The organism is Streptomyces sp. NPDC049627 (genome assembly GCF_044465645.1).
Lineage (GTDB): Bacteria > Actinomycetota > Actinomycetes > Streptomycetales > Streptomycetaceae > Streptomyces.
Window position 1 is genome coordinate 505,810 of sequence record NZ_JBITLW010000007.1, and the last position, 24,815, is coordinate 530,624.

25 protein-coding genes are annotated in these 24,815 nt (G+C 71.4%); 6 read left to right on the plus strand and 19 right to left on the minus strand.

The annotated features are described in order from the left end of the window. Window positions 1–93 precede the first annotated feature (93 nt). Complete coding sequence (locus ACIBU0_RS21955; protein WP_398820777.1) at window positions 94–465, minus strand: ATP-binding protein; 372 nt, start codon at window positions 463–465, stop codon at window positions 94–96. Between the two features lie 138 nt (window positions 466–603). Next, entirely contained in the window at window positions 604–1,767 is a 1,164-nt protein-coding gene (locus tag ACIBU0_RS21960) for an adenosine deaminase (protein WP_398820779.1), read from the minus strand. Between the two features lie 148 nt (window positions 1,768–1,915). On the opposite strand from ACIBU0_RS21960, the gene ACIBU0_RS21965 reads away from it, so the two are divergent. Then, entirely contained in the window at window positions 1,916–2,677 is a 762-nt protein-coding gene (locus ACIBU0_RS21965; protein ID WP_398820781.1) for an alpha/beta hydrolase, read from the plus strand. Window positions 2,678–2,763: 86 nt separating this feature from the next. Here ACIBU0_RS21965 and ACIBU0_RS21970 read toward each other — a convergent pair whose 3' ends face one another. Next, a complete protein-coding gene (locus ACIBU0_RS21970) occupies window positions 2,764–3,726 on the minus strand; it encodes a LysR family transcriptional regulator (protein ID WP_398820783.1) in 963 nt (320 codons plus the stop codon). A 63-nt stretch (window positions 3,727–3,789) separates the two neighbouring features. Between ACIBU0_RS21970 and ACIBU0_RS21975 the strand changes: the two genes are divergently transcribed. Further along, a complete protein-coding gene (locus ACIBU0_RS21975; RefSeq protein ID WP_398820785.1) occupies window positions 3,790–5,058 on the plus strand; it encodes an MFS transporter in 1,269 nt (422 codons plus the stop codon). Between the two features lie 63 nt (window positions 5,059–5,121). Here the strand turns inward: ACIBU0_RS21975 and ACIBU0_RS21980 are convergent, their stop codons facing one another. The 5 genes from ACIBU0_RS21980 to afsQ1 form a co-directional block, all read right to left on the minus strand. Continuing rightward, complete coding sequence (locus tag ACIBU0_RS21980; RefSeq protein ID WP_398820787.1) at window positions 5,122–5,331, minus strand: PspC domain-containing protein; 210 nt, start codon at window positions 5,329–5,331, stop codon at window positions 5,122–5,124. A 113-nt stretch (window positions 5,332–5,444) separates the two neighbouring features. Further along, on the minus strand, window positions 5,445–5,996 hold the full coding sequence (locus ACIBU0_RS21985; protein ID WP_398820789.1) for a VanZ family protein: 552 nt from the start codon (window positions 5,994–5,996) through the stop codon (window positions 5,445–5,447). A 154-nt stretch (window positions 5,997–6,150) separates the two neighbouring features. Next, entirely contained in the window at window positions 6,151–6,783 is a 633-nt protein-coding gene (locus tag ACIBU0_RS21990) for a hypothetical protein (protein ID WP_398820791.1), read from the minus strand. Continuing rightward, complete coding sequence (locus ACIBU0_RS21995; protein WP_398820793.1) at window positions 6,780–8,372, minus strand: ATP-binding protein; 1,593 nt, start codon at window positions 8,370–8,372, stop codon at window positions 6,780–6,782. Before ACIBU0_RS21995 ends, ACIBU0_RS21990 begins: the two co-directional genes overlap by 4 nt. Further along, the gene (afsQ1, locus tag ACIBU0_RS22000) at window positions 8,369–9,046 is read right to left on the minus strand and encodes a two-component system response regulator AfsQ1 (RefSeq protein ID WP_037886857.1); all 678 of its coding nucleotides are present in this window, start codon (window positions 9,044–9,046) and stop codon (window positions 8,369–8,371) included. Before afsQ1 ends, ACIBU0_RS21995 begins: the two co-directional genes overlap by 4 nt. Before the next feature lie 264 nt (window positions 9,047–9,310). Here afsQ1 and ACIBU0_RS22005 point away from each other — a divergent pair, with 264 nt between their 5' ends. Next, on the plus strand, window positions 9,311–10,057 hold the full coding sequence (locus tag ACIBU0_RS22005; RefSeq protein ID WP_398820795.1) for a SigE family RNA polymerase sigma factor: 747 nt from the start codon (window positions 9,311–9,313) through the stop codon (window positions 10,055–10,057). A gap of 184 nt (window positions 10,058–10,241) precedes the next feature. Here ACIBU0_RS22005 and ACIBU0_RS22010 read toward each other — a convergent pair whose 3' ends face one another. The 5 genes from ACIBU0_RS22010 to deoC all read right to left on the minus strand — a co-directional run bounded on the left by ACIBU0_RS22010 (window position 10,242) and on the right by deoC (window position 14,795). Next, window positions 10,242–10,571: a DUF6281 family protein gene (locus ACIBU0_RS22010; RefSeq protein WP_398820797.1), complete on the minus strand. Its 330-nt coding sequence runs from the start codon at window positions 10,569–10,571 to the stop codon at window positions 10,242–10,244. Between the two features lie 57 nt (window positions 10,572–10,628). Next, entirely contained in the window at window positions 10,629–11,333 is a 705-nt protein-coding gene (locus ACIBU0_RS22015; RefSeq protein ID WP_398820799.1) for a uridine kinase, read from the minus strand. A 114-nt stretch (window positions 11,334–11,447) separates the two neighbouring features. Beyond that, window positions 11,448–12,368, minus strand: a complete 921-nt coding sequence (locus ACIBU0_RS22020; RefSeq protein WP_398820801.1) for an aldehyde dehydrogenase family protein — start codon at window positions 12,366–12,368, stop codon at window positions 11,448–11,450. Continuing rightward, the gene (locus ACIBU0_RS22025; RefSeq protein WP_398820803.1) at window positions 12,361–13,797 is read right to left on the minus strand and encodes an aldehyde dehydrogenase family protein; all 1,437 of its coding nucleotides are present in this window, start codon (window positions 13,795–13,797) and stop codon (window positions 12,361–12,363) included. The genes ACIBU0_RS22020 and ACIBU0_RS22025 overlap by 8 nt, the downstream gene beginning before the upstream one ends. A 5-nt stretch (window positions 13,798–13,802) precedes the next feature. Continuing rightward, window positions 13,803–14,795, minus strand: a complete 993-nt coding sequence (gene deoC, locus ACIBU0_RS22030; protein ID WP_398820805.1) for a deoxyribose-phosphate aldolase — start codon at window positions 14,793–14,795, stop codon at window positions 13,803–13,805. A 229-nt stretch (window positions 14,796–15,024) separates the two neighbouring features. On the opposite strand from deoC, the gene ACIBU0_RS22035 reads away from it, so the two are divergent. Further along, a complete protein-coding gene (locus ACIBU0_RS22035) occupies window positions 15,025–15,726 on the plus strand; it encodes a PH domain-containing protein (protein ID WP_398820807.1) in 702 nt (233 codons plus the stop codon). 31 nt (window positions 15,727–15,757) lie between these two features. Here the strand turns inward: ACIBU0_RS22035 and ACIBU0_RS22040 are convergent, their stop codons facing one another. The 4 genes from ACIBU0_RS22040 to ACIBU0_RS22055 form a co-directional block, all read right to left on the minus strand. Beyond that, window positions 15,758–16,963, minus strand: coding sequence for a hypothetical protein (locus tag ACIBU0_RS22040; protein WP_398820809.1), 1,206 nt, complete (start codon window positions 16,961–16,963; stop codon window positions 15,758–15,760). 348 nt (window positions 16,964–17,311) lie between these two features. Next, on the minus strand, window positions 17,312–18,943 hold the full coding sequence (locus ACIBU0_RS22045) for a phospho-sugar mutase (protein ID WP_398820811.1): 1,632 nt from the start codon (window positions 18,941–18,943) through the stop codon (window positions 17,312–17,314). A 307-nt stretch (window positions 18,944–19,250) separates the two neighbouring features. Next, window positions 19,251–20,075, minus strand: coding sequence for a purine-nucleoside phosphorylase (locus ACIBU0_RS22050; protein ID WP_398820813.1), 825 nt, complete (start codon window positions 20,073–20,075; stop codon window positions 19,251–19,253). A gap of 130 nt (window positions 20,076–20,205) precedes the next feature. Then, window positions 20,206–20,643: a gamma-glutamylcyclotransferase gene (locus ACIBU0_RS22055; RefSeq protein ID WP_398820815.1), complete on the minus strand. Its 438-nt coding sequence runs from the start codon at window positions 20,641–20,643 to the stop codon at window positions 20,206–20,208. Window positions 20,644–20,739: 96 nt separating this feature from the next. Between ACIBU0_RS22055 and ACIBU0_RS22060 the strand changes: the two genes are divergently transcribed. Continuing rightward, window positions 20,740–22,188 carry an NAD(P)H-quinone dehydrogenase gene (locus ACIBU0_RS22060; RefSeq protein ID WP_398820817.1) on the plus strand — a complete coding sequence of 483 codons (1,449 nt, stop codon included), beginning with the start codon at window positions 20,740–20,742 and terminating at the stop codon, window positions 22,186–22,188. A gap of 166 nt (window positions 22,189–22,354) precedes the next feature. Continuing rightward, entirely contained in the window at window positions 22,355–23,287 is a 933-nt protein-coding gene (locus ACIBU0_RS22065) for a DeoR/GlpR family DNA-binding transcription regulator (protein ID WP_398820819.1), read from the plus strand. Between the two features lie 108 nt (window positions 23,288–23,395). Here the strand turns inward: ACIBU0_RS22065 and ACIBU0_RS22070 are convergent, their stop codons facing one another. After that, window positions 23,396–23,965, minus strand: coding sequence for a TetR/AcrR family transcriptional regulator (locus ACIBU0_RS22070; protein ID WP_398820864.1), 570 nt, complete (start codon window positions 23,963–23,965; stop codon window positions 23,396–23,398). 136 nt (window positions 23,966–24,101) lie between these two features. Continuing rightward, window positions 24,102–24,815, minus strand: a 714-nt coding sequence (locus ACIBU0_RS22075) for a biotin/lipoyl-containing protein (RefSeq protein WP_398820821.1), incomplete at its 5' end; no start/stop codon positions are given.

The window sequence follows — 24,815 nt, forward strand, 5'->3', positions numbered from 1 at the left end:
GCGAAAGCGCAGGTCGAACGGCATCTCGCCGACACACCGCTGGGGCGCACCCCGTCGGCGGGCGCGCCCCAGCGAGGGGATGGCGAGGCGGGCTCAGGCGAGCGGAACGCCGTTCAGCGGCAGGGTCTGCAGGGGCAGCCCCTCGGCGCCGGGCAGCTGGACCGGCACACCCCCGAGCAGCGCGGCGGCCACACCGGTCGGGCCGCCGACCACGGCCTGCTCGGCGGCCGGCTGCGCGGCGGCCACTCCGGTGGTGAGCGCCTCCTGGCCCTGGGCCAGACCCGCGGTGGCGGCCGGCGTGGCCTGGGAGATGTTCTCGGCCGGGAGCGTCCTGGTGACGGTGTCCAGCGCCGCGCCGGCGGCCTCCGGGCTGACCGGCGCGGCGTTCGCGGCGCCGGCGCCCGCGGCGGCGAAGGCGGCACCGAGAGCGGCGACACCGAGGGTCCTGGCAGCAGACTGCTTCATGAAATGCGTCCTCGAAATTCGTTAACGGGGTTGTGAGCGGTTCTCGACCGTAAACACGCGCCGCACGCCTCCGCAAACATCGAAATGAGGACGGATTGTGAATGAGGTTCGCGCTCCGTGTGGGTGCAGCTGGGCGCGTCACTCCTGCCGGTCGGGAGAATCGCTGGTAGACGTGGTCTGTCGGAAAAGCCACTCGGACTTGAGTTCGGCATATCCGGGCTTGATCACGTCATTGATCATGGCCAGTCGTTCATCGAAAGGAATGAACGATGATTTCATCGCATTGACGGAGAACCACTGCATGTCGTCGAGCGTGTAACCGAATGCCTCGACAAGGTGCTCGAATTCCCGGCTCATGCTGGTGTGGGACATGAGGCGGTTGTCGGTGTTCACCGTCGCGCGGAAGTGCAGGCGGCGCAGCAGGCCGATGGGGTGGGCGGCGTACGAGTCCGCGGCGCCCGTCTGGAGGTTGGAGCTCGGGCACAGCTCCAGCGGGATGCGCTTGTCGCGGACGTACGAGGCGAGCCGGCCGAGCTTCACCGAGCCGTCGGCGTGCACCTGGATGTCGTCGATGATCCGCACCCCGTGTCCGAGCCGGTCGGCGCCGCACCACTGCAGGGCCTGCCAGATGGACGGCAGGCCGAAGGCCTCGCCCGCGTGGATCGTGAAGTGGTTGTTCTCGCGCTTGAGGTACTCGAAGGCGTCGAGATGCCGGGTCGGCGGGTGACCGGCCTCGGCGCCCGCGATGTCGAAGCCGACGACGCCCAGGTCGCGGTAGCGGTTGGCGAGTTCGGCGATCTCCAGGGCGCGGGCGGCGTGCCGCATGGCGGTGAGCAGGGCGCCCACGCGGATGCGGTGGCCGTTCTCCCGCGCGAGCCGCTCGCCCTGCCGGAACCCGTCGTTGACGGCCTCGACGACCTCTTCGAGACGGAGCCCGCCTTCGAGGTGCTGTTCGGGGGCGTACCGCACCTCGGCATAGACGACCCCGTCCTCGGCGAGGTCCACGGCGCACTCGGCGGCGACCCGGACGAGGGCGTCGCGGGTCTGCATGACGCCGACGGTGTGTCTGAACGTCTCCAGGTACCGCTCCAGGGAGCCGGAGTCGGCCGCCTCGCGGAACCAGACGCCGAGCTTGTCGGGGTCCGTCTCGGGCAGTTGGGCGTAGCCGGTCTCGCGGGCGAGGTCGACGATGGTGCCGGGGCGGAGCCCGCCGTCGAGGTGGTCGTGCAGCAGAACCTTCGGGGCCCGGCGGATCTGGTCCGAGCTCGGGATGTTCGCCTTGGGGGCAGTCTCGCTCGTCATTTCCGCACTGTAAGGCCTATGCGCGTAGATTGCTGGCTGATCGTTCCATTTCTTTCGGTGACGTTCGGGCGGTGTACGAATCCGTCGATACGTAACGGTGACCCCACGGACGGGTGGCGTACACCCTTCCTTCTGACACTGTTCTGTCATGGCACAGCAAGCGACGCCGGTTCGCAGAGCCCGGCTGGGCAGGGCGATCGGGCCGGAGCCGACAGCGGTGAGCGGCGTGGTGCTCCTTCTTCCCGGTGGTGACGAGGTCTCACAGCGCAAACCGGCGCCGCTGCTGGCGACGTCGTATCTGCGCACCCTGGGGCGCCGTTTGATGCGGGCCGGGCGGGGCGAAGGGCTCGCCGTGCATGTCGTTCACTACCGGTTCCGCGGGTGGAACGGCAGCGCCGCGAACCATGCGAGCGATGCGTTGTGGGCCGCGGACGAGGTCGTACGGCGCTACGGCGACGTTCCGGTGTGCCTCGCCGGGATCGACATGGGCGGGCGGGCGGCCCTGCATGCGGGGGGCCATGAAGCCGTCAACTCCGTGCTGGCGATAGCCCCTTGGCTGCCGGAGGAGGACGTGGCGGCCTCGCCCGAACCGGTGAAGCAGCTCGGAGGGCGGCGGGTGATGATCGTGCACGGCACGAATGACGAGGTCTGCGACCCCGAGCTGTCCTTCAGGCTGGCGGCGCGGGCGAAGAAGGCGAATCGGGAGGTGTGCCGGTTCGAAGTGCACTCGGATCGGCACGGGTTGCATCAGCACCGGGATGAAGTCCTCGCACTGGCCGGGGACTTCGTCATGGGGGTGCTGTTCGGTCGGGACTTCTCCCGGCCTGTTCAGGATGCGTTCGCTGCGCCGCCGCCGTTGGGGTTGCGGATGCCGTTGGCTGCGGGGTTCGGTAAGTCGTTGCGCCGGTAGCGTCGTTGGGGTGAGTGGTTCGTCGGCGGGTGCGGGTCGTCTTGGGCCGGTCGCGCAGGTCCCCGCGCCCCTTAGGTCCGCTGCCCTTAGGTGGGCAACAAGTTGCCCCTTCTTGAGAGCAAGAACTTCTTGAAGGCGGCCACCGGGGGTGTGTCCGGGCGGTCGGCCAGCCATGCGACGCCGATTTCGCGGGCCGCGCGCGGGGCCGTGACCGTCAGCTCGGCCACCCCTGGGCGTGGTACCGCGGGCGGGGGCAGGAGGGCGACGCCCAAGCCCGCCGCCACCAGGCCCCGCAATGTCTCCGCCTCCTCTCCCTCGAAGGCGATGCGCGGCTTGAAGCCCGCCTCCTTGCAGAGGTCGTCGGTGATGCGGCGGAGGCCGTAGCCGGGCTCCAGGGTGACGAAGATTTCGTCGCAGGCCTCTGCCAGGCGGATGCGTTTGCGGGTGGCGAGGGGGTGGTCGGCGGGGACGACGAGGCGGAGTTTCTGTTCGTCGAGGCGGCGGGCCACCAGGTCCGGGGCGTCCGGGACCGGGGAGGTCAGGCACAGGTCCAGTTCACCCGCCCGGAGCCGTTCGATCATGGCCTCGCCGTAGTTCTGGACCAGGCTGAAGCGGACGCGCGGGTGGTCGGCGCGGAAGGCGTGCAGGAGGCCGGGGACCGTTTCCGCGCCCATGGTGTGCAGGAAGCCGAAGGCGACCTTGCCGGTGGACGGGTCGGCGTCGGCCCGTACCTCCTCGGCGGCGCGGCGGATCTCGGCGAGTGCGCGTTCGGCCGAGGCGAGGAAGGTGCGGCCGGCGGGGGTCAGGGAGACGGTGCGGCCGTGGCGGGCGAACAGGTCGACGCCCAGATCCTGTTCCAGGCGGACCATGGCGCGGGAGAGCGTGGACTGCGGGACCTGCATCTCGTGGGCGGCCCGGGTGACGTGCTCGGTGCGGGCGACGCCGACGAAGTAGGCGAGGCGGGGGGCGAGCAGCCTCGACAGGTCTGTCATGTCTTCTGTGTCACTGGATGGTGACAGGCGAGGCTGTGAGCTGTGTTGATGCGTCATGGGAACGATTATGGAGAGTTCATGCATTGGACGGATGAGTGGGGCGGTACGTAGCTTCGAAGCATGTCTCCCGCCAGTACCGGGGCGTCCACCCTCGTGGGCGCCGCACCCACTGTCCCTGTCGTCGACTCCCGAATGGCCCCGGGCGGCCCCGGCTACCGCCGGATGAGCCTCGCCCTCTTCCTCGCCGGTGTCGCGACCTTCGCACTGCTCTACTCCACGCAGGCCCTTCTGCCGCTGATCTCCGGCGAGTTCGGGGTGGCGGCGAGCGAGGCGAGCTGGACGGTGGCGGCGGCGACGGGCGGTCTGGCCCTGTTCGTGCTGCCCATGAGCGCGCTGTCGGAGCGGTTCGGACGCCGTACGGTCATGACGGCGTCGCTGGCGGTCGCGGTGACCGTCGGGCTGCTGGTCCCCTTCGCGCCGAACCTGACCGCCCTGGTCGCGCTGCGGGCGGTCCAGGGCGCCGCGCTGGCGGGTCTGCCGGCCTCGGCGACGGCGTATCTCGCCGAGGAGGTCCGGCCCAAGGCTCTGGTCACGGCGATCGGGCTGTTCGTCGCGGGCAACAGCGTCGGCGGGATGAGCGGCCGTGTCATCACCGGCTGGGTCGCGCAGGAGTGGGGCTGGCGGGTCGCGGTCGGCGTGATCGGCGCCATCGCGGTGGCGTGTGCGGTCGCCTTCCGGCTGCTGCTTCCGGCACCCCGGCACTTCAAGCCGGGCTCGCTGCGGCCGCGGGTGCTCGTGCGTACGGTGCGCGGCCATCTCTCCGACCCGCTGCTGTGCCGTCTGTACGCGATCGGCGCGCTGTTCATGACGGTCTTCGGCGGCGTGTACACGGTGATCGGATACCGCCTGACGGAAGCGCCGTTCGGCCTCCCCCAGGGCATCATCGGCTCGATCTTCCTGGTCTACCTCGTCGGCACCGTGTCGGCGTCGACGGCGGGCCGGCTGGTGGGCCGCCTGGGCCGCCGCGGTGCGCTGTACGCGGCGGGCGGTACGACGGCCGCGGGTCTGCTGCTGTCCCTGGCGGGCTCCCTCCCGCTGGTCCTGCTGGGCCTGGTCCTGATCACCGGCGGCTTCTTCGCGGGCCACGCGGTGGCCTCCTCCGCGGTCAGCAAGACGGCCACGCACGGCCGCGCCCAGGCCTCGGCGCTGTACCAGTCCGCCTACTACATCGGCTCCAGCGCGGGCAGCACGGTGGGTGCCGTCGCCTTCCATGCGGGCGGCTGGGGCGGGACGGTCACGGTCGGTCTGCTGGCGGTGCTCGGTGTCGTGACGATCACCGTCCTCGGAACGCGTGCGGCTCGGGCCCAGCAGCGGCTCGCGACGGCCTGAGCCGCACGTCCGCTTCCCCCTGACCGGGGTCGGCCGGTCAGGGGGATTGCTGTTTCCCGTGGTTCACCAGGCCGTGCGTGTCCTGTTCGCCTTGTCCTCCGAGGGGAGCAGGATCCACAGGGCTATGTAGAGCAGGAACTGCGGGCCCGGGAGCAGGCAGGAGAGCAGGAAGATCACGCGCATCGTCGTCGCGGAGGTGCCGAAGCGCCGTGCCAGCGCGGCGCACACTCCGCCGATCATGCGGCCATGGGTGGGTCGGGCGAGCGCGGTCATGGTGCGGCTCCTTCGCGAGCGTCGGCCGAAGGCCCCCTGGCGGGGCCTTCCGAGTGGATGCCTTGCCTCATCTGACATCCACGCTATGGCGACGAAGCGGGCAAAGCGTCACTCTAGGGAGCTATCCCGACCCTGGGAATCGTCGGGGTCCGACCCTGAGTGAGCTCCTCCTGGGGGGTCGTCGTGCGATGTGCGCGACGGGACCTGCGGCGGAGCCAGGCGCGGGCCGCGGGCACGATCGCCGTGTGCGCGAGGGCCACGCCCACGGTGTTCAGCAGGAGTGAGTCGACGTCCACGACCTGGCCGGGGACGTCGGTCTGCAGCAGTTCGATGCCGAGGGAGATCAGGGCGCCGGCGGCGACCGTGCGGACCAGGGAGCCGAGGGGGGAGGCGTCGAGCCTGCCGTGCGCCATCGGGATCAGCACCCCCAGCGGGGCGAGCAGCGCGAGACCCTCGACGATGCGGCGGGCGGCCTCCTGCCAGCCCAGGGCCAGGTCGGCTCTTATCCCGGCGAACGGCCGCAGGTTGGCCGGCATCACCCAGGGGACGTCCAGGGGGCGCAGCGTGAGCCAGGCGACGAACGCGAGATGCGCGACCAGGAGCACACCCCCCGTCGCACGGATGCGGATCGCGGCGCTGCCGCCGATGGAGCCTTGACGCTGCACGCCCCCCTAGACGCGCCCCCCGGCACGATCGGTTCCGGGAGACGCCGGACCGGTGTGAGGTGTCCGCCACACGGTCCTCCGGTCTCAGCCCAAGACCCGCGTCAACGCCGAGCGTTGCCGAGCCGCGCGTGATGGTCCGGCCCGGCCGACGCAGTCACCCCGTCACCTCGGTCGAGGGGGGATCGTTGCTGCCCGGCCTCGTGCGGACCTCGTCCGTGCACTCGTAGCGGCGCGGGGGCTCCTCCGTCGGGCCGCCCAGGATGACCGAGCCGTCGCCCTCGGCGGCCGTGGAGTCCGAGAAGGTGCAGACGATCTGGGCGAGGGCGTACGACGTGAGGTCGTGCGGGGGCGTGCTCAGGCGCAGGGTGTCGTCGGGGTCGTCGCGGCGCGGGCTGCTCACGCTCATGGCGCCGCGGACGTCCGTCGTGTAGCCGGCCTCCTTCTCGTCGGCCGACGGCGACGCCTCCAGCGCGTCCAGCAGGCCCTGCGCCACCAGCACGCGCCGCTCCGAGTCCGCAGTGCCGTCCGGTACCCGTACCGTCCGCTCGACGGCCACCAGCTGCGACCCGCACAGCAGGAACACCTGCACCGGAAGCCCGCGCGAGGCCTGCGTCGACACGTTCGGTTCGGAGAGGGAGCAGCGCACCCGCGAGGGCGCCGGCCCGAAGTCGGTCGGCACCTCCGTGGACCGTATGCCGCAGCCGGTCAGGAGGGCGGCGGCCAGCGCCGAGAGGGTCAGCACCCGGCCTATGTGCGGGTGCCGTTCCCGGGGTGAGGCCACGTTCATCGGGCGTCCCCCTTCTTCGTGTCGCCGGCGTTCTTGCCGTTGCCCCCGTTGCCCTCATTGCCGTTCGTCCGCTGAGCCAGCTCCGAGGCGTCCCGGGGCAGCCGCAGGGTGAACACCGCGCCGCCCTCGGGGGAGTTGGCGGCGGTGATCTCGCCGCCGTGGATGTGGGCGTTCTCCAGGGCGATGGACAGGCCGAGGCCGCTGCCCTCGGAACGCGGGCGGGAGGCGCTGGCCTTGTAGAAGCGGTCGAAGACGTGGGGGAGGACGTCCTCGGGGATGCCCGGGCCGTGGTCGCGCACCTGAATGACGATCTCGCTGTCCTCGGCGCGCACGGACACCCGCACCGGCGAGCCGCCGTGCTTGAGCGCGTTGCCGATGAGGTTGGCCAGGATGACGTCCAGACGGCGGGGATCCAGGCGGGCCATGATGCCGCGCTCGGCGTCCAGGTCGACCGCGTCCAGCCAGGCGCGGGCGTCGATGCACGCCGTGATCTGGTCGGCTATGTCGACGTCGTCGAGGACGAGGCGGGCCGTGCCCGCGTCGAAGCGGGTGACCTCCATCAGGTTCTCGACAAGGTCGTTGAGGCGGCGCGTCTCGCTGACGACGAGGCGTACGGCGGGCTCGATCATGGGGTCCATGGAGCCGGACTCCGCCTCCAGCTCCTCCTCCAGGACCTCGGTGACCGCGGTGATCGCGGTGAGCGGGGTGCGCAGCTCGTGCGACATGTCCGCCACGAACCGCCGGGACGCCTCGTCCCGCGCCGCCATGTCGGCGACCCGCTTCTCCAGCGCCTCCGCGGCGTTGTTGAACGTCCGCGAGAGATCGGCCAGTTCGTCCGTGCCGGAGACCCTCAGGCGGGTGTCCAGCTTGCCCTCGCCGAGCCGGCTGGCGGCGACACCGAGGCGCTGCACCGGCTTCAGTACGGTCGTGGCGGCGGCCTGCGCGAGCAGCGCGGAGCCGATCAGGGCGAGGCCCGTGGCGATACCGAGCGACCAGGCCAGGGAGTTGAGGTCCTTGGCCTCCTGCTCCAGGGACTTGAGCATGTAGCCGGTCGGACCGCCGCCGTTCACGCGCGTACCGGCGATCAGGTACGGGGTGTCGTCGTCCGAGATCCGCTGCCAGTACAGGCGGTACTCGGACTTGTTGTCGACCTGCTGCTTCTCGTTCACCGCCGTGCGCAGCGACTTGGGCACGTCCGCGAGCGTGAAGCCGTCCAGGCCGCCGGAGCTGCCGTACATGGGGTTGCCGTCGGCGTCCTGGGCGACGAGCAGCACGGTGAAGCGCTGGCTGCTGTTGGCCATCTGCCCGGCGGTGTGCTGCAGTTCGTCCTGCGTCGGGTTCTGGGGCAGCAGGCCCGCGCGGTTCTGCATCTGCTGCTCGAAGTCGCGCAGCACCGCGTCCTGGGTGCGCCTGAGCACCGCCTCACGGTTGAGCCAGTAGGCGATCCCGGACGCGGACACGGCGGCCGTGAGCGCCACCAGTCCGAAGACGACCACCAGCCGCAGCCGCAGGCTGGTGAAGCGCAGCCTCGACCACACTCCCTTGCGAGCCGCGACCCAGCCGCGGAAACCCCCTTGCGCGTCGGTCACTGAGGCGCGTCCAGGCGGTAGCCGACCCCACGGACGGTACGGATCAGAGTGGGGGAGGAGGGCACGTCCTCGACCTTGGCGCGCAGCCGCTGGACGCAGGCGTCCACGAGGCGGGAGTCGCCCAGGTAGTCGTGCTCCCAGACCAGGCGCAGCAGCTGCTGGCGGGACAGGGCCTGACCGGGGCGGCGTGACAGTTCGAGCAGCAGGCGCAGCTCGGTCGGGGTCAGCTGGAGGTCCTCGCCGTTCTTCGTCACGGTCATGGCCGCGCGGTCGATGACCAGGCTGCCGAAGGTCGCGGCGTCGTTCGACTCGCGCTCCCCGCGCCGCAGCACGGCCCGGATCCGGGCGTCGAGGACCCGCCCCTGCACCGGTTTGACGACGTAGTCGTCCGCGCCGGACTCCAGTCCGACCACGACGTCGATGTCGTCGCTGCGCGCGGTCAGCAGAATGATCGGCAGCTGGTCCGTGCGCCGGATGCGCCGGCACACCTCGAACCCGTCGATGCCGGGCAGCATCACGTCCAGCACGATCAGGTCCGGCCGCTGCTCACGCAGCAGTTTCAGGCCGTCCTCGCCGGTGGCAGCCGTGGCCACACGGTGTCCCTGGCGCGTCAGTGAGAGCTCCAGGGCCGTGCGGATGGCGTCGTCGTCCTCGATCAGCAACAGGGAAGGCACGGGGGTCATTCTGGCCCATGCGAGGCGGGGTTTCGACACCTGTACGAGCTGTACGGCTACGCGCACGTAGCGCTTCTGTCTGTGGTGGTGCTGTCCCGCGCCTGGGGCCACCTGTGACACAGGCCCCTGTGACAGGTCTGTGACAGTCGGCGGACACGGCGATGAAGGTGCCCGGGCAAGCTTTTCGGCACAGGCAGGACAGCAAGCCGCACCACAGCAAGACGTACGAGCAGAACACCGGAAGTCCACGACGGGGGGCGCGAGATGAACACGCTGCACGGCACCAGCACCAGCGCAGTGATCACGCGCCTGCACGACGTGAACGGGGGCCGGGGTTCGGAGAAGTCCGGTGCCGTGAGCGGGCGGGGGTGCGCTCGCGGCACCGGACGTCAGCACACCGCGTACATGACGGTGGTTGACGGTTTCACGGGGGAGGCTCACGGGGGAGCCGCGTACAGGGAGGACTCGGGGGAGCGGCGTCGCTCGCTGTCGGAGGCGGAGTTCACCGCCTACGTCCAGGAGCGCCGCGCCTCCCTGTACGCAACCGCCTACCACCTGACCGGTGACCGCTTCGAGGCCGAGGACCTGCTGCAGAGCGCGCTGTTCTCGACCTACAAGGCCTGGGACCGGATCAGCGACAAGGCCGCGGTCGGCGGATACCTCCGCCGCACCATGACGAACCTGCACATCAGCGCGTGGCGCCGCCGCAAGCTGAACGAGTACCCGACCGAGGAACTGCCGGAGACGCCCGGCGACACGGACGCGATGCGCGGCACCGAGCTGCGCGCGGTCCTGTGGCAGGCGCTCGCCCGCCTCCCCGAACTCCAGCGGACGATGCTGGTCCTGCGCTACTACGAGGGCCGCACCGACCCGGAGATCGCGGAGATCCTCGACATCAGTGTCGGCACGGTGAAGTCCAGCATCTGGCGGTCGCTCCGCCGGCTGCGCGAGGACGAGGTCCTCAGCTTCGGCCGTGACGAGGAGGACGCCTTCGGGGAGCTTGTCGCCTGAAGGTCGTGGGGGGACCGCTCGGGGGAGCGGTGGCAAGTGGGGGGACCCACGGGGGCCGGGGGGCCCACGGGGGACCAACGGGGGAATGTAACGGGGGGTGCTCCGCCACGGGGGAAACGGGGGAGCACAACGACAGCGGGGCTGGAGGGCCGGGGGGTCCGTCCAGTCCCGCTTCGCTGTGCGGTCAGCGGGCGGCCATGGGAGCCGCCCCGGCGGGAGTGTCGCCGACGGCGATGGCCTCGGCGGGATCGACGCCCTCGATCGTGTAGGCACCGGTCGTGCTCTGCGGGATGGCGACCCCCGGATCGTCGGGCGTGTCGTCGCACTCCGCGACCGTGGCGGTGCCCAGCCGCTCGCCGACGGTGAAGACGGACTTCTCGGTGGGCAGGTAGTCGCGGCCGTCGTAGGTGACCAGCCCGGCGCAGGAAGCGTCGCCGGAGCCCTCGCCGCTCGCAGCCGTGCAACCGGCCCCCGCCAGTACCGCGGCCGTCACCAGCAGAACCGCACGCTTCATCGTGGTCCTCTCCGTCGCAAGATCTCAGGCCTACGACGGAGAAGGCGCCGAAGTCGTTCAGCCCGCCGGCGTGGAAGCCGCCGGGCAGCGGCCCGCCGCGGCCGCGGTGAGGCGGCCGAGGGCCTCGTCCCGGTCGCAGGCGTGGGCGCCGAGGGCGGTCTGGCGGGCGATGATCGAGCGTTCCAGGCGCATCAGGCGCCAGCCGCGGCGCAGCAGGAAGGGCACCGACTTGCGGCCCTCCTTCAGGTCGCGCAGGAAGCGGCGGCGGAAGGTCTTCACCGGGCCGCGGCTCAGGCACAGCGCGTCGGCCAGCACACCGAGTTCCCGGCAGCGCGTGACGATCTCGGCGGCGAAGATGCCCTCCGCGATGAACAGCGGGGTCCGCCCGATCTCGACCGTCTCCGCGCCGGTGCGGGCGCTGAGCGAGATGTCGTACAGCGGCACGTCCGTACGGCCCGTGCGGCACAGCTCCACGATCGCCGCCACGGCGGTGTCGGCGTCCCACGAGTCGGGGTGGTCCCAGTCGATGTCGGAGCTCCCGGGGACCTGCGGCAGGGTCGGGTCGTCGCCCTCTTTGTAGAAGTCGTCGAGCCGCAGGACCGGAAGACCGGAACGGGCCGCGAGGAGGGACTTGCCGGAGCCGGAAGGGCCGCAGAGCAGCACGACTCGCGTCGGTATGGGCGGTTGGGAACTCACGGGACACCAGTGTGAGGCATCGCCCGGCCGCAGAACGACCCGGCGGACCTCGTTTGATGCGCGCATCACACGTGGACTACACCTCGTGTTCACCCGGCTACCTTGCGCTGCGTACGGGAACGGCGGAGAGCCGCGCCTCCCCCGGACGGAGGGGAAGCGCGGCTCTCCGGTTCGAGGGGCTCAGTACGACGAGCCCGACGCGCCCAGCGACCCCGTCGGGTGCCAGACCGTCTTGGTCTCCAGGAACGCCGTCATACGGTCGATGCCGGGGTCGGCCGACCAGTCGGCCTCGTCCACAGGCTGTGGACGCAGGACGCGCTTGAGGTTGTCCGCCGCGGCGATCTCCAGCTCCTTCGCCAGGACGTCGTCAGCGCCCGCCAGATCGATCGCGTTGACGTCCTGGTGCGCGGCCAGCGGCGTCGCGATCTCCGCCGTACGGCCGGAGAGGACGTTGACGACACCGCCGGGCAGGTCGGAGGTGGCCAGGACCTCGCCGAGCGAGAGGGCCGGGAGCGGCGACTTCTCGGAGGCCACGACCACGGCCGTGTTGCCGGTCGCGATCACCGGGGCGACCACCGAGACCAGGCCCAGGAAGGACGACTCCTGCGGGGCCAGGACGGCCACGACGCCCGTCGGCTCGGGAGAGGAGAGGTTGAAGAACGGGCCCGCGACCGGGTTCCCGCCGCCGACCACCTGGGCGATCTTGTCGGTCCAGCCCGCGTACCAGACCCAGCGGTCGATCGCCGCGTCGACCTGAGCCGCCGCCTTGGACTTCGACAGGCCCTCCGCGTCGGCCACTTCACGGACGTACTGCTCGCGCCGGCCCTCCAGCATCTCGGCGATGCGGTAGAGGATCTGCCCCCGGTTGTAGGCGGTGGCCCCGGACCACGCGCCGAACGCCTTCCGGGCGGCGACCACCGCGTCACGGGCGTCCTTGCGGGAGGACAGGGGGACGTTCGCCAGCCAGTTGCCCTTTGAGTCCGTCACCTCGTACACCCGGCCGCTCTCGGAACGCGGGAACTTCCCGCCGACGTACAGCTTGTAGGTCTTGAAGACGGAGAGCCGCTCGGCGCGCTCGGTCTTGTCGTTCTTGTCAGACATCGAGGTACGCCTCCAGGCCGTGGCGGCCGCCCTCGCGGCCGAAGCCCGACTCCTTGTAGCCGCCGAACGGCGAGGTCGGGTCGAACTTGTTGAACGTGTTGGACCAGACGACGCCGGCCCGGAGCTTGTTCGCGACGGCGAGGATTCGCGATCCCTTCTCCGTCCAGATGCCCGCCGACAGGCCGTACGGCGTGTTGTTGGCCTTGGCGACGGCCTCGTCCGGGGTGCGGAAGGTGAGGACCGACAGGACCGGGCCGAAGATCTCGTCCCGGGCGATCCGGTGCGCCTGGGTGACGTTCGTGAAGAGCGTCGGGGCGAACCAGTACCCGGAGGTCGGGATCTCGCAGGCCGGGGACCAGCGCTCGGCGCCCTCCGCCTCGCCCTGCTCGACGAGCGTGGTGATGCGGGAGAGCTGCTCCTCGGAGTTGATCGCGCCGATGTCGGTGTTCTTGTCCAGCGGGTCGCCGAGGCGGAGCGTGGAGAGCCTGCGCTTGAGGGACTCCAGCAGCTCGCCCTGGATCGACTCCTGGACCAGCAGACGGCTGCCCGCGCAGCAGACCTGGCCCTGGTTGAAGAAGATCCCGTTGACGATGCCTTCGACGGCCTGGTCGATCGGGGCGTCGTCGAAGACGATGTTGGCGCCCTTGCCTCCGAGCTCCAGGGTGATCTTCTTGCGGGTGCCCGCGACGGTCCGCGCGATCTCCTTGCCGACGGCCGTGGAGCCGGTGAAGGCGACCTTGTTCACGTCCGGGTGGGCGACGAGCGTGGCGCCCGTGTCGCCGTAGCCCGGAAGGATGTTGACGACGCCCTTGGGCAGGCCCGCCTGGCGGCAGATGTCCGCGAAGAAGAGCGCGGAGAGGGGGGTCGTCTCGGCGGGCTTGAGCACCACGGTGTTGCCGGTGGCGAGCGCGGGCGCGATCTTCCACGCCAGCATCAGCAGCGGGAAGTTCCACGGGATGACCTGGCCGGCGACGCCGAGGGGCTTCGGGTTCGGGCCGAACCCGGCGTGGCCGAGCTTGTCGGCCCAGCCCGCGTAGTAGAAGAAGTGCGCGGCGACCAGGGGGAGGTCCGCGTCGCGGGTCTCCTTGATCGGCTTGCCGTTGTCCAGGGTCTCCAGGACCGCCAGCTCGCGGCTGCGCTCCTGGATGATCCGGGCGATGCGGAACAGGTACTTCGCGCGCTCGGAGCCGGGCAGCGCCGACCACTTCTCGAAGGCCTTGCGGGCGGCCTTCACCGCGCGGTCGACGTCCGCCTCGCCGGCCCGGGCGATCTCGGAGAGGACCTCCTCGCTGGACGGCGAGACGGTCTTGAAGACCTTGCCGTCGGCGGCCTCGGTGAACTCGCCGTCGATGAACAGGCCGTACGAGGGCGCGATGTCCACGATCGCGCGGGACTCGGGGGCCGGTGCGTATTCGAATACGGAAGCCATGGTGATCAGTCCACCGTCACGTAGTCGGGGCCGGAGTAGCGGCCGGTGGCCAGCTTCTGGCGCTGCATCAGCAGGTCGTTCAGAAGCGAGGAGGCGCCGAAGCGGAACCAGTGGTTGTCGAGCCAGTCGTCGCCGACGGTCTCGTTGACCAGGACGAGGAACTTGACGGCGTCCTTGGTCGTCCTGATCCCGCCGGCCGGCTTCACGCCGACCTGGATGCCGGTCTGGGCACGGAAGTCGCGTACCGCTTCCAGCATAAGGAGCGTGTTCGCGGGGGTGGCGTTGACGGCGACCTTGCCGGTGGACGTCTTGATGAAGTCGGCGCCCGCCAGCATGCCGAGCCAGCTCGCCCGCCGGATGTTGTCGTACGTCGACAGCTCGCCGGTCTCGAAGATGACCTTGAGGCGGGCGCTCGTCCCGCAGGCCTCCTTCACGGCGACGATCTCGTCGTACACCTTCATGTAGTTGCCCGCGAGGAACGCCCCGCGGTCGATGACCATGTCCACCTCGTCCGCGCCGGCCGAGACGGCGTCGCGCACGTCGGCCAGCTTCACGTCGAGGGCGGCGCGGCCGGCCGGGAAGGCGGTGGCGACGGAGGCGACCTTGACGCCCGAGCCGGCGACGGCCTCCTTGGCCGTGGCGACCATGTCGGGGTAGACGCAGACGGCCGCGGTCGCCGGGGTCGTCGGGTCGGTGGGGTCGGGGTGGACCGCCTTGGCGCCGAGCGCCCGGACCTTGCCCGGGGTGTCCGCGCCTTCCAGCGTCGTCAGGTCGACCATCGAGATGGCGAGGTCGATGGCGTACGCCTTGGCGGTCGTCTTGATGGAACGGGTACCGAGGGACGCGGCCCGCCCCTCCAGGCCGACCGCGTCGACGCCGGGCAGCCCGTGGAGGAAGCGGCGCAGCGTGCTGTCGGACGCGGTGACGTCCGTGAGTGCGTGAGCGATGGGGGTACCTCCCACGCTTTCGGCAGTGGGGGAGGGTGCATTGGTGGGCATGGTCACCAGACGAGCATATCTACGCGCGTAGCGGCTGTACACCCCAAGAGGACGGCTCGCTCCGAATGCCGGGGAGGTGACCGACCCGGGGGCGCGGGGTTGTATCGATATGCGGCTCCGCCGCGTGGGCGCGAGCAACCACGAACGACCCGCACCCGCAGACAGGCAGCTGCCCCATGGCGCCCGGGCGGTCGGCCAAGCGCCGCAGGCCTGAGGCACAATCGGGCTCATGACGACCCCCGAGCCTCAGTCACCCTCACCGGACCCCGTGTCGAAGGACCGGGTCTACCGCTCGCACATGGGCATCGCCGGCGGTGTCCTGCTGCTGGCCGTCGCGCTCTGGCTCGGCATCGACGCACTGGTCCGGGGCGAGGGCCGCACGCAGTGGCTCGCTCTCGCGGCGCTGATCCTGATCGTGCCGCTGGTGTCCGCCTTCACCCTGCGGCCCGCCGTCCACGCCAACGAGGACCGGCTGCGCATCCGCAACCCGCTCCGCGTGATCGTGCTGCCCTGGGGGCAGATCGCCTCCCTGCGGTCCGGTTACTCGAACGAGGTCGTCGCCAAGTCCGGCACCAAGTTCCAGCTCTGGGCGGTTCCCGTCTCGCTGCGGGCCCGCAAGAAGGCGGCGCGGCGGTCGGCCCAGGCTGCCGCGGAGCGGGGCACCGGGGCGCGGGACCAGCGCGGCGGCCGCGGCCGCGGGGGACTGGGGCTGGACCGGCTCGAGTTCGGGGCGCCGGTGGCGGACAGCGAGGCGCACGGGCTGGTCCGGGCCGAGACCGACCAGATCGTGGACGACCTGCGGGAACTGCTGGAGCGCCGGGAGAACGCGGAGTCCGCGCAGGGCGAGATCACCGTGCGGTGGGCCTATGAGGTGGTCGGGCCGGCGATCGCGGGGGCCGTACTGCTGCTGATCCTGCTGACCATGCAATGAGACCGGGGCCCGGTCGCCGCGTGGGGCCGCTCTACGGCGCACTCGGCCACACCAACACCATGTACGCGCTGCAGTACGCCGAGCCGATGACCGCCGCCGCGAGGACCAGCGTGCGGTGGCGGACGGAGGCGCGTGACAGGTGCAGGGCGAGGGGGAGCAGGAGCGGGAACGCGGGCAGGAGGAAGCGGGCGCGCGGGAAGTAGACGCCGCCGCTGCCCAGGACGATCGCCAGCAGCACGGCCGTGAAGACCAGCAGCGGCACCGGCTGCCGATCCCACACGGACAGCCCGAACAGCACCACCGACGCGATCAGCGTGAGCGTCACCAGCACCAGGAACAGCTCGGGTGTCGCCTCGTACATCAGCAGCCGCCGCATCCAGCGCAGGGTCTCGCGGCCGCCGTCCAACTCGTTGCGCCACAGCCGCTGTACGGCGAAGTAGCCGTCCCAGCGGCCCAGGCGCAGGCCCACCCAGCCGACGTATCCGCACCACCCGAGGGGGGCGATCGCGGCGGCCGCGAGGCTACGGAGGGAGAAGCGGCGGCGCAGGGCGAGCAGGGCCGTCACCGTGATCGCCGCCGCCACCGCGATACCGGTCGGGCGGGTCAGACCCGCGAGCGCCGCGAGCCCGGCGGCGGTCAGCAGGCGGCCGGAGAGCACCGCGTACAGGGACCACGCCGCGAGCGCCGTGAACAGGGACTCGGTGTAGCCCATCCACTGCACCAGGCCGACCGGCAGCGCGGCCCACAGGAGTGTGAGGAGGACGCCGACCCGGCGGCCGTGCAACCGGTCGCCGACGGCGAACACGCCCCACGCGGCGACGAGGGAGGCGACGACGGCGATGGCGAGACCGGTGCTGGCCCGCGTGCCCGGGGTGACCGCCGCGACCGCCTTGACCAGGACCGGGTAGAGCGGGAAGAACGCGAGGTTGTTGGCGCTGTACGCGGTGCCGAGGCCGTGCGCGTACCCGTGATCGGCGATGCCGAGGTACCAGTCGGCGTCCCACTGCGTGGCCAGGATCGGCCACACGCCGTGCCGTTGGCGGTGCGCCCAGACGGTGAGGAGCAGCAGGCCCGTGCTGCGGACGGCGAGGTAGGCGAGGAGGGCGGGGGCCGCGCGGCGCAGGGCGTGCAGCGGAGCGGGGAGGGCGCGCGGAGGTGACGGCGGGGAGCCGGGGCGCAGGTCGGCGTCGGAGGCGTCGGTCGCTCGGGGTGTCGGCCGGAATGCGGTCGAGGACACGGCGGCGGCTCCAGGCGGCTCGGCGGTGCGTTTCCGTTCCACCGTTGCCCGGGCGGCCGGGCGGGGCGTGGAGCCCGGGTCAACCACCGTGCGGAAATCACCCGACGGGGTGCCTCCGGATGGGGGCAGCGCCGGCGGGGATGGGTGAGGGGCGTGTGGGCAGGCGGCGCAGGCCGAGACCGCGCGGCCGGCGGTGCCACCCTGACAGCCCCGGCCGGACCCCGACAGCCCCGGTCGATACCGCTGACCGCCAGGGCCCAGCCGTGCGGGCCCGGACGGTCAGCGGTGCGGGTCGAGGCCGTCGAGGGTCCGCGTACGGACCGAGGACGGCCAGGGCGTGCGTACGGCTCAGATGCCCGCCGCCGTCGACAGGTCCCGCTTGATCGTCGTGAGGAGGTCGGCCGCCTTGGTGCGGGCGGCCGGGAGGTCGGCGTGCGTCGCTACCGGGACGACGACCTCCAGGTAGCACTTCAGCTTCGGTTCCGTGCCGCTGGGGCGGACGATGACGCGGGCGCCCTCCAGGGTGTAGCGCAGGCCGTCGGTGGGCGGGAGCGTCTCGGTGCCCTGGGTGAGGTCCTCGGCGCGGGTGATGGGCAGGCCCGCCAGCTCGGTCGGCGGCTGTTCGCGCAGCCGCCGCATGGCGTCGGCGATGACCGACAGGTCCTCGACGCGGACCGAGAGCTGGTCGGTGGCGTGCAGGCCGTGCTCCACGGCGAGGTCGTCGAGCAGGTCGAGGAGCGTGCGGCCCTCGGCCTTGAGTGCGGAGGCGAGCTCGGTGATGAGGAGCGCGGCGGTGATGCCGTCCTTGTCGCGTACGCCCTCGGGGTCGACGCAGTAGCCGAGGGCCTCCTCGTAGCCGTAGCGCAGGCCGTCGACGCGGGCGATCCACTTGAAGCCGGTGAGGGTCTCCTCGTACCCCAGCCCCGCCTTCTCGGCGATCCGGCCGAGGAGGGAGGAGGACACGATGGACTCCGCGAAGGTGCCCCGCGCTCCGCGGTTCACCAGGTGGGCGGCGAGGAGCGCGCCGACCTCGTCACCGCGCAGCATCCGCCAGTCCTCGCCGTCCTTGACGGCCACGGCGCAGCGGTCGGCGTCGGGGTCGTTGGCGATGACGAGGTCGGGGCCGGTCTCGCGGGCCTTGGCGAAGGCGAGGTCCATCGCGCCGGGCTCTTCCGGGTTGGGGAAGGCGACGGTGGGGAAGTCCGGGTCGGGGTCGGCCTGTTCCGCGACGAGGGCGGGGGCCGGGAAGCCGGCGCGTTCGAAGGCGGCGAGGAGGACGTCCTTGCCGACGCCGTGCATCGCCGTGTAGACGGTGCGGGCGGTGCGGGGGGAGTCCGGGGCGAGGACCGCGTCGGTGCGGGCGAGGTAGGCGTCCAGGACGCTGTCGTCGAGGGTCTCCCAGCCCTCCGTGGGGCGGGGGACCACGGTGAGGGACGGGACGGCGGCGATCTCCTGCGCGATGTCGATGTCCGCGGGCGGGACGATCTGGGAGCCGTCGCCGAGGTAGACCTTGTAGCCGTTGTCGCGGGGCGGGTTGTGGCTGGCGGTGACCTCTACGCCGGCGACCGCGCCGAGGTGCCTTATGGCGTAGGCGAGGACGGGGGTGGGGAGGGGGCGGGGGAGGACCGCGGCGCGCAGGCCCGCGCCCGTCATCACGGCCGCCGTGTCGCGGGCGAAGTCCTCCGACTTGTGGCGGGCGTCGTAGCCGACGACGACGAGGCCGTTCTCGTGGCCGTGCTTCTTCAGGTACGCGGCGAGGCCGGCCGCGGCGCGGATGACCACCGTGCGGTTCATGCGCATGGGGCCGGCGCCGAGTTCACCGCGCAGGCCCGCGGTTCCGAACTGGAGCGTGCCGCTGAAGCGTGCGGCGAGCTCTTCGACGTCCGCGGCTTCGACGAGCTTGGCGAGTTCGTCGCGGGTCTCCGGGTCGGGGTCCTCGGCGAGCCATGCCTGGGCCTTGGCGATGAGATCGTCGTGCACGTCGGTCAACCTCTCGTTCGTGTCGTTCGGAGCGGGGTGGGTGCGGTCCGCAGGGATTCGCCCCCGCCGCCCCTACCCGTCCCATCCTGAAGGGGCGCTGCCCCTTCGACCCCGGCCCCTGGGGGCTGCCGCCCCCAGACCCCCGCTTCGGCCCTGAAGGGGCCTCGTCCTCAAACGCCGGACGGGCTAAAACAGCCCCTCCGGCGTTTGAGGAGCGCGGGTCCAGGGGGCGGAGCCCCCTGGCGGGGGCGAGGGGCGGAGCCCCTGGGGGATGGGACGGGTAGGGGCGGCGGGGGCGAGAAACGCCTTACAGCCGGCCCAGCACCTGCGCCAGCAGCGACCCCATCCGCGTCGCCGAGTCGCGGCCCGCCTGCAGAACCTCTTCATGGTTGAGGGGCTCGCCCGTCATGCCCGCCGCGAGGTTCGTCACCAGCGAGATGCCCAGCACCTCGGCGCCCGCCTCACGCGCCGCGATGGCTTCGAGCACCGTGGACATGCCCACCAGGTCCGCCCCGATGACCCGCGCCATCCGGATCTCGGCCGGCGTCTCGTAGTGCGGGCCGGGGAACTGGGCGTAGACGCCCTCCTCCAGCGTGGCGTCGATCTCCTTGCACAGGGCGCGCAGGCGGGGAGAGTAGAGGTCGGTGAGGTCGACGAAGTTGGCGCCGACGATGGGGGAGGTGGCCGTGAGGTTGATGTGGTCGCTGATCAGGACCGGCTGGCCGGGGCGCATGCCCTCGCGCAGGCCGCCGCACCCGTTGGTGAGCACCACCGTCTTGCAGCCGGCGGCGACCGCGGTGCGGACACCGTGGGCCACGGCCGCCACGCCACGGCCCTCGTAGTAGTGCGTGCGGCCCAGGAAGACCAGGGCGCGCTTGTTGCCGATCCGGTAGGAGCGGATCTTGCCGCCGTGCCCTTCCACCGCGGGCGGGGGGAACCCGGGCAGCTCGGTGACCTGGAACTCGGCCTCGGGGTCGCCGAGGGCGTCCACGGCCGGAGCCCAGCCGGAGCCCATCACGAGGGCGACGTCGTGGGTCTCGGCGCCCGTGAGTTCGCGCAGGCGTGCGGCGGCGGCGTCGGCGGCGGCGTGGGGGTCGCCCTGGATGTCGTCCGGAAGAAGAGATGCGTTCACGCGACTGAGGGTAGCCGGTTTGGGCCTACGCGCGTAGATGACAGAGCTCACGGGATGTCGATCGTTGTGTTGTCGTTTCCAACGAACGGTGGGGGCAGAGGGGCAGGAGGGGGCGCAGAGGCCGATGAGGTCAGCAGGGCCGCTTGCGCAGTTCCATCACATAGTCGTGCGGTGCCCCCGCCGACTCGGCCGCGTCCGCGACCTCGCCGAGGTAGCGGGCCGACGGCAGCCCGCCCTCGTAGGCGTTCAGGACGTACACCCACGCCGGCTCCTCGCCCTCCAGCGTGTGCACGCGGACCCGCAGCCGCCGGTAGATGCCGAGGCCGACGCCCTCCCAGCGGTCGAGGGACTCCTCGTCCATCGGCGCGATGTCGTACAGCGCGACGAAGACCTGTTCGCCCGGCTCCTCGACGAGCGTCGCCAGCGCTCCGTCCCAGCCGAGCTGCTCGCCCCCGAAGGTCAGCCGCCACCCGTTCAGCCAGCCGGTGGCGCGCAGCGGCGAGTGCGGGGCGCGGCGGGTCATCAGCCGCGCATCGAGATTGCCGGCGTAGGCGGCGTAGAGCGACATGGACAGAGGGTACGGCAGGCGCACCGTCCGCCCCTCCCGTAACAGTGGTGTCTCGGGCGGCCCCCCAGGCGGTCGCACTCTGATGCGTGCGGGACAATGGAGTACGTGACTCGGATCGTGATCATCGGTGGCGGACCCGGCGGATACGAAGCGGCGCTGGTCGCCGCGCAGCTCGGCGCGGAGGTGACCGTCGTCGACTGCGACGGTCTGGGCGGGGCGTCGGTGCTCACCGACTGCGTGCCGTCGAAGACCCTGATCGCCACGGCCGAGGTGATGACCACCTTCGATTCCTCGTACGAGGAGCTCGGCATCATCGTCGCCGACGACACGCCGTACATCGACACGCCCGCGCGTGTCGTGGGGGTGGACCTGGGCAAGGTCAACCGGCGTGTGAAGCGGCTCGCCCTCGCGCAGTCGCACGACATCACGGCTTCGGTGACGCGGGCCGGCGCCCGGGTCCTGCGCGGGCGCGGGCGGCTGGAGGGCATGCAGGCCCTCGACGGGTCACGGAAGGTCGTGGTGCGGGCGGCGGACGGGACCGAGGAGACGCTCACCGCGGACGCCGTGCTCATCGCGACCGGTGGCCACCCGCGCGAGCTGCCCGACGCCCAGCCCGACGGCGAGCGCATCCTCAACTGGACCCAGGTCTACGACCTCACCGAGCTGCCCGAGGAACTCATCGTGGTCGGGTCCGGTGTCACCGGTGCCGAGTTCGCCGGCGCCTACCAGGCACTCGGATCGCGGGTCACCCTCGTGTCGTCGCGGGACCGCGTGCTGCCGGGTGAGGACCCGGATGCCGCCGCGGTGCTGGAGGACGTCTTCCGCCGGCGCGGCATGAACGTCATGGCCCGCTCGCGTGCCGCCGCCGCCAAGCGCGTCGGCGACCGGGTCGAGGTCACCCTCGCCGACGGGCGGGTCATCAGCGGCAGCCACTGCCTCATGGCCGTCGGCGCCATCCCGAACTCCGAGGGGATGGGCCTGGAGGAGGCCGGCGTCAAGCTGCGCGAGTCCGGGCACATCTGGACCGACAAGGTGTCCAGGACGACCGCGCCCGGTGTGTACGCCGCCGGTGACGTCACCGGTGTCTTCGCCCTCGCCTCCGTGGCGGCGATGCAGGGACGTATCGCCATGTACCACTTCCTCGGCGACGCGGTGGCGCCGCTGAACCTGAAGACCGTGTCGTCGAACGTCTTCACCGACCCCGAGATCGCCACCGTCGGCTACTCGCAGGCGGACGTGGACGCGGGCAAGATCGACGCCCGGGTCGTCAAGCTGCCGCTGCTGCGCAACCCGCGCGCCAAGATGCAGGGCATCCGGGACGGCTTCGTCAAGATCTTCTGCCGGCCGGGTACGGGCATCGTGGTCGGCGGTGTGGTCGTGTCGCCGCGCGCCTCGGAACTGATCCACCCGATCTCGATCGCGGTCGACAACAATCTGACGGTCGAACAGATCGCGAACGCCTTCACCGTGTACCCCTCCCTGTCGGGCTCGATCGCCGAGGTGGCACGGCAGCTGCACACGCGGAAGTCCGGCGGCGAACTCTGACGGCCAAAACCAATTCCTCGCTGGTCACGGGGAGTTGTCGAGCATGCGTACGGCATAGGCGGCGGGACTAGGCCCTATACCACTTCTCGCCCCTGCGTACGAACAACTTCTGTTATTCGGCGCAAACTGCTGAAAGCAGACGGTCGTTGGGGTTACTGTCAGTTTCGTGTTCGCTGCAGAACGTCGCCAATTGATCCTCGAAATGGTGCGAGCGAACGGAGCCGTGTCGCTCCGTGAGCTCGCCCGCGTCGTCCAGACCTCCGAAGTGACCGTACGGCGGGACGTGCGCGCACTGGAGGCAGAAGGACTCCTCGACCGCCGGCATGGCGGTGCGGTATTGCCGGGCGGGTTCACGCGGGAGTCCGGCTTTCCGCAGAAGTCACATCTCGCGACCGCCGAGAAGACGGCCATCGCCGACCTCGCCGCGAATTTCGTGGAAGAGGGCGAGGCGATCGTCGTCGGGGCGGGGACCACCACGCAGGAGCTGGCCCGCCGGCTCGCGCGCATTCCCGGTCTGACCGTCGTCACCAACTCCCTTCTGGTGGCTCAGGCATTGGCCCATGCCAACCGGGTCGAGGTCGTGATGACCGGCGGTACGCTCCGCGGCTCGAACTACGCGCTGGTCGGCAGCGGTGCCGAGCAGTCCCTGCAGGGGCTGCGGGTGTCCAGGGCCTTCCTGTCCGGGAGCGGGCTGACGGCCGAGCGTGGGCTGTCCACCTCCAACATGCTCTCGGCGTCCGTCGACCGGGCGCTCGTGCAGGCGGCCTCGGAGGTCGTCGTCCTCGCCGATCACACCAAGCTCGGCACGGACACGATGTTCCAGACGGTGCCCACGGAGGTCATCACCCGCCTCGTCACCGACGAACCGCCGGTCCATGACGACCGCGCCCACACCGAGCTGCAGGCCCTCGCCGATCAGGGGGTGCAGATCGCCGTGGCCGGGGCGACCGGTGCGTCGGGGGGTGACGAGGTCCCGGCGCGGCGACGCCCCTTGCCGGGGCCAAGGCGGGGGCAGGGGTTGCGGCCCGCTGCGGCGGTGCTCGGCGAGCAAGGGGCCGAGCGGGAGCGGGCCCGGGTCGCGGATCTGCGTCGGCGTTGACGGTGCGGTTGAGCGCCGTTTCGCGGTAGGGGCTTGAGTCGTCGTGCGGGTGCGGGTTGTGTGTGGTTGCTCGCGCAGTTCCCCGCGCCCCTTTGGGTCGGCTGCCGCTCAGTCTGCTTTCAAGCCTCGCAGCGTCAGCGTCAGCAACCGGTCCGCCAAGTCGGGGTCTCCCGGCGTCTCCTCCGCCGCCAGTGCGATCGCGTGGGTGAGTTGCAGGAGGTCGCCGATCGCCACGTCCTCGCGGACCGTGCCCGCCTCCTGCGCTCGGGCCAGCAGTGCGCCGCCCGCCCGTCTGATGGGGTCGCTGCAGCGGGCGAGCGCGGAGGACCGGTCGTGGGAGACGGACATCAGGGCGTGGGCGAGGCCGCGGTACTCGCCGGCGTGGGTGACCATCTCGCGCAGCCAGGTCACCAGGGCCGCACAGGGCTCCGGGGCGTGCAGGAGTTCGTGGGAGCGGGTCAGCAGGTCGCCGACCGCGTCCTCGAAGACGGCGCTCAACAGGGCGTCGCGAGTGGGGAAGTGGCGGTAGAGGGTGCCGATGCCGACGCCCGCCCGGCGGGCCACGTCTTCCAGGGACGCGTCGGTGCCATGCTGGGCGAAGGCGGAGCGGGCTTCGGTGAGCAGGCGCTCGTGGTTGCGGCGGGCATCGGCACGCATGCCTGTCGGCGGCCGGGCCATCGGGTTCACCTGCCCTTCCTTCACTTGTTCCGTGGGTTCAGCATGCCATCGACGCCGGGAAGGAAGCGCCCGCCGAGAACGAAGCGCCCGGCGGGCTGATCACTCAGTCCGCCGGGCGCCTCGGGTCGGCTACGGGTCAGTCCTTGATCTCGCAGATGGCCGCACCGGAGGTGAGGGAGGCGCCGACTTCGGCCGACAGGCCCTTGATGGTGCCGGACTTGTGGGCGTTCAGCGGCTGTTCCATCTTCATCGCCTCGAGTACGACGATGAGGTCGCCTTCCTTGACCTCCTGGCCCTCCTCGACGGCGACCTTGACGATGGTGCCCTGCATCGGGGACGCCAGGGTGTCGCCGGAAGCGGCGGGACCGGACTTCTTGGCCGCGCGGCGCTTGGGCTTGGCCCCGGCGGCCAGGCCGGTGCGGGCCAGGGTCATGCCGAGGGAGGCCGGGAGGGAGACCTCCAGGCGCTTGCCGCCGACCTCGACGACGACCGTCTCCCGGCCGGCCTCCTCCTCCGCCTCGGTGGCGTCGGTGGGGGCGGTGAAGGGCTTGATGTCGTTGACGAACTCGGTCTCGATCCAGCGGGTGTGGACCGTGAACGGGTCCTGGCTGCCGGTGAGCTCGGGGGCGAAGGCGGGGTCCTTGACGACCGCGCGGTGGAAGGGGATGGCGGTGGCCATGCCCTCGACCTGGAACTCCTCCAGGGCGCGGGCGGCGCGCTGGAGGGCCTGTGCGCGGGTGGCGCCGGTGACGATCAGCTTGGCGAGCAGGGAGTCCCAGGCCGGGCCGATCACGCTGCCGGACTCCACGCCGGCGTCCAGGCGCACGCCCGGGCCCGACGGTGCGGCGAA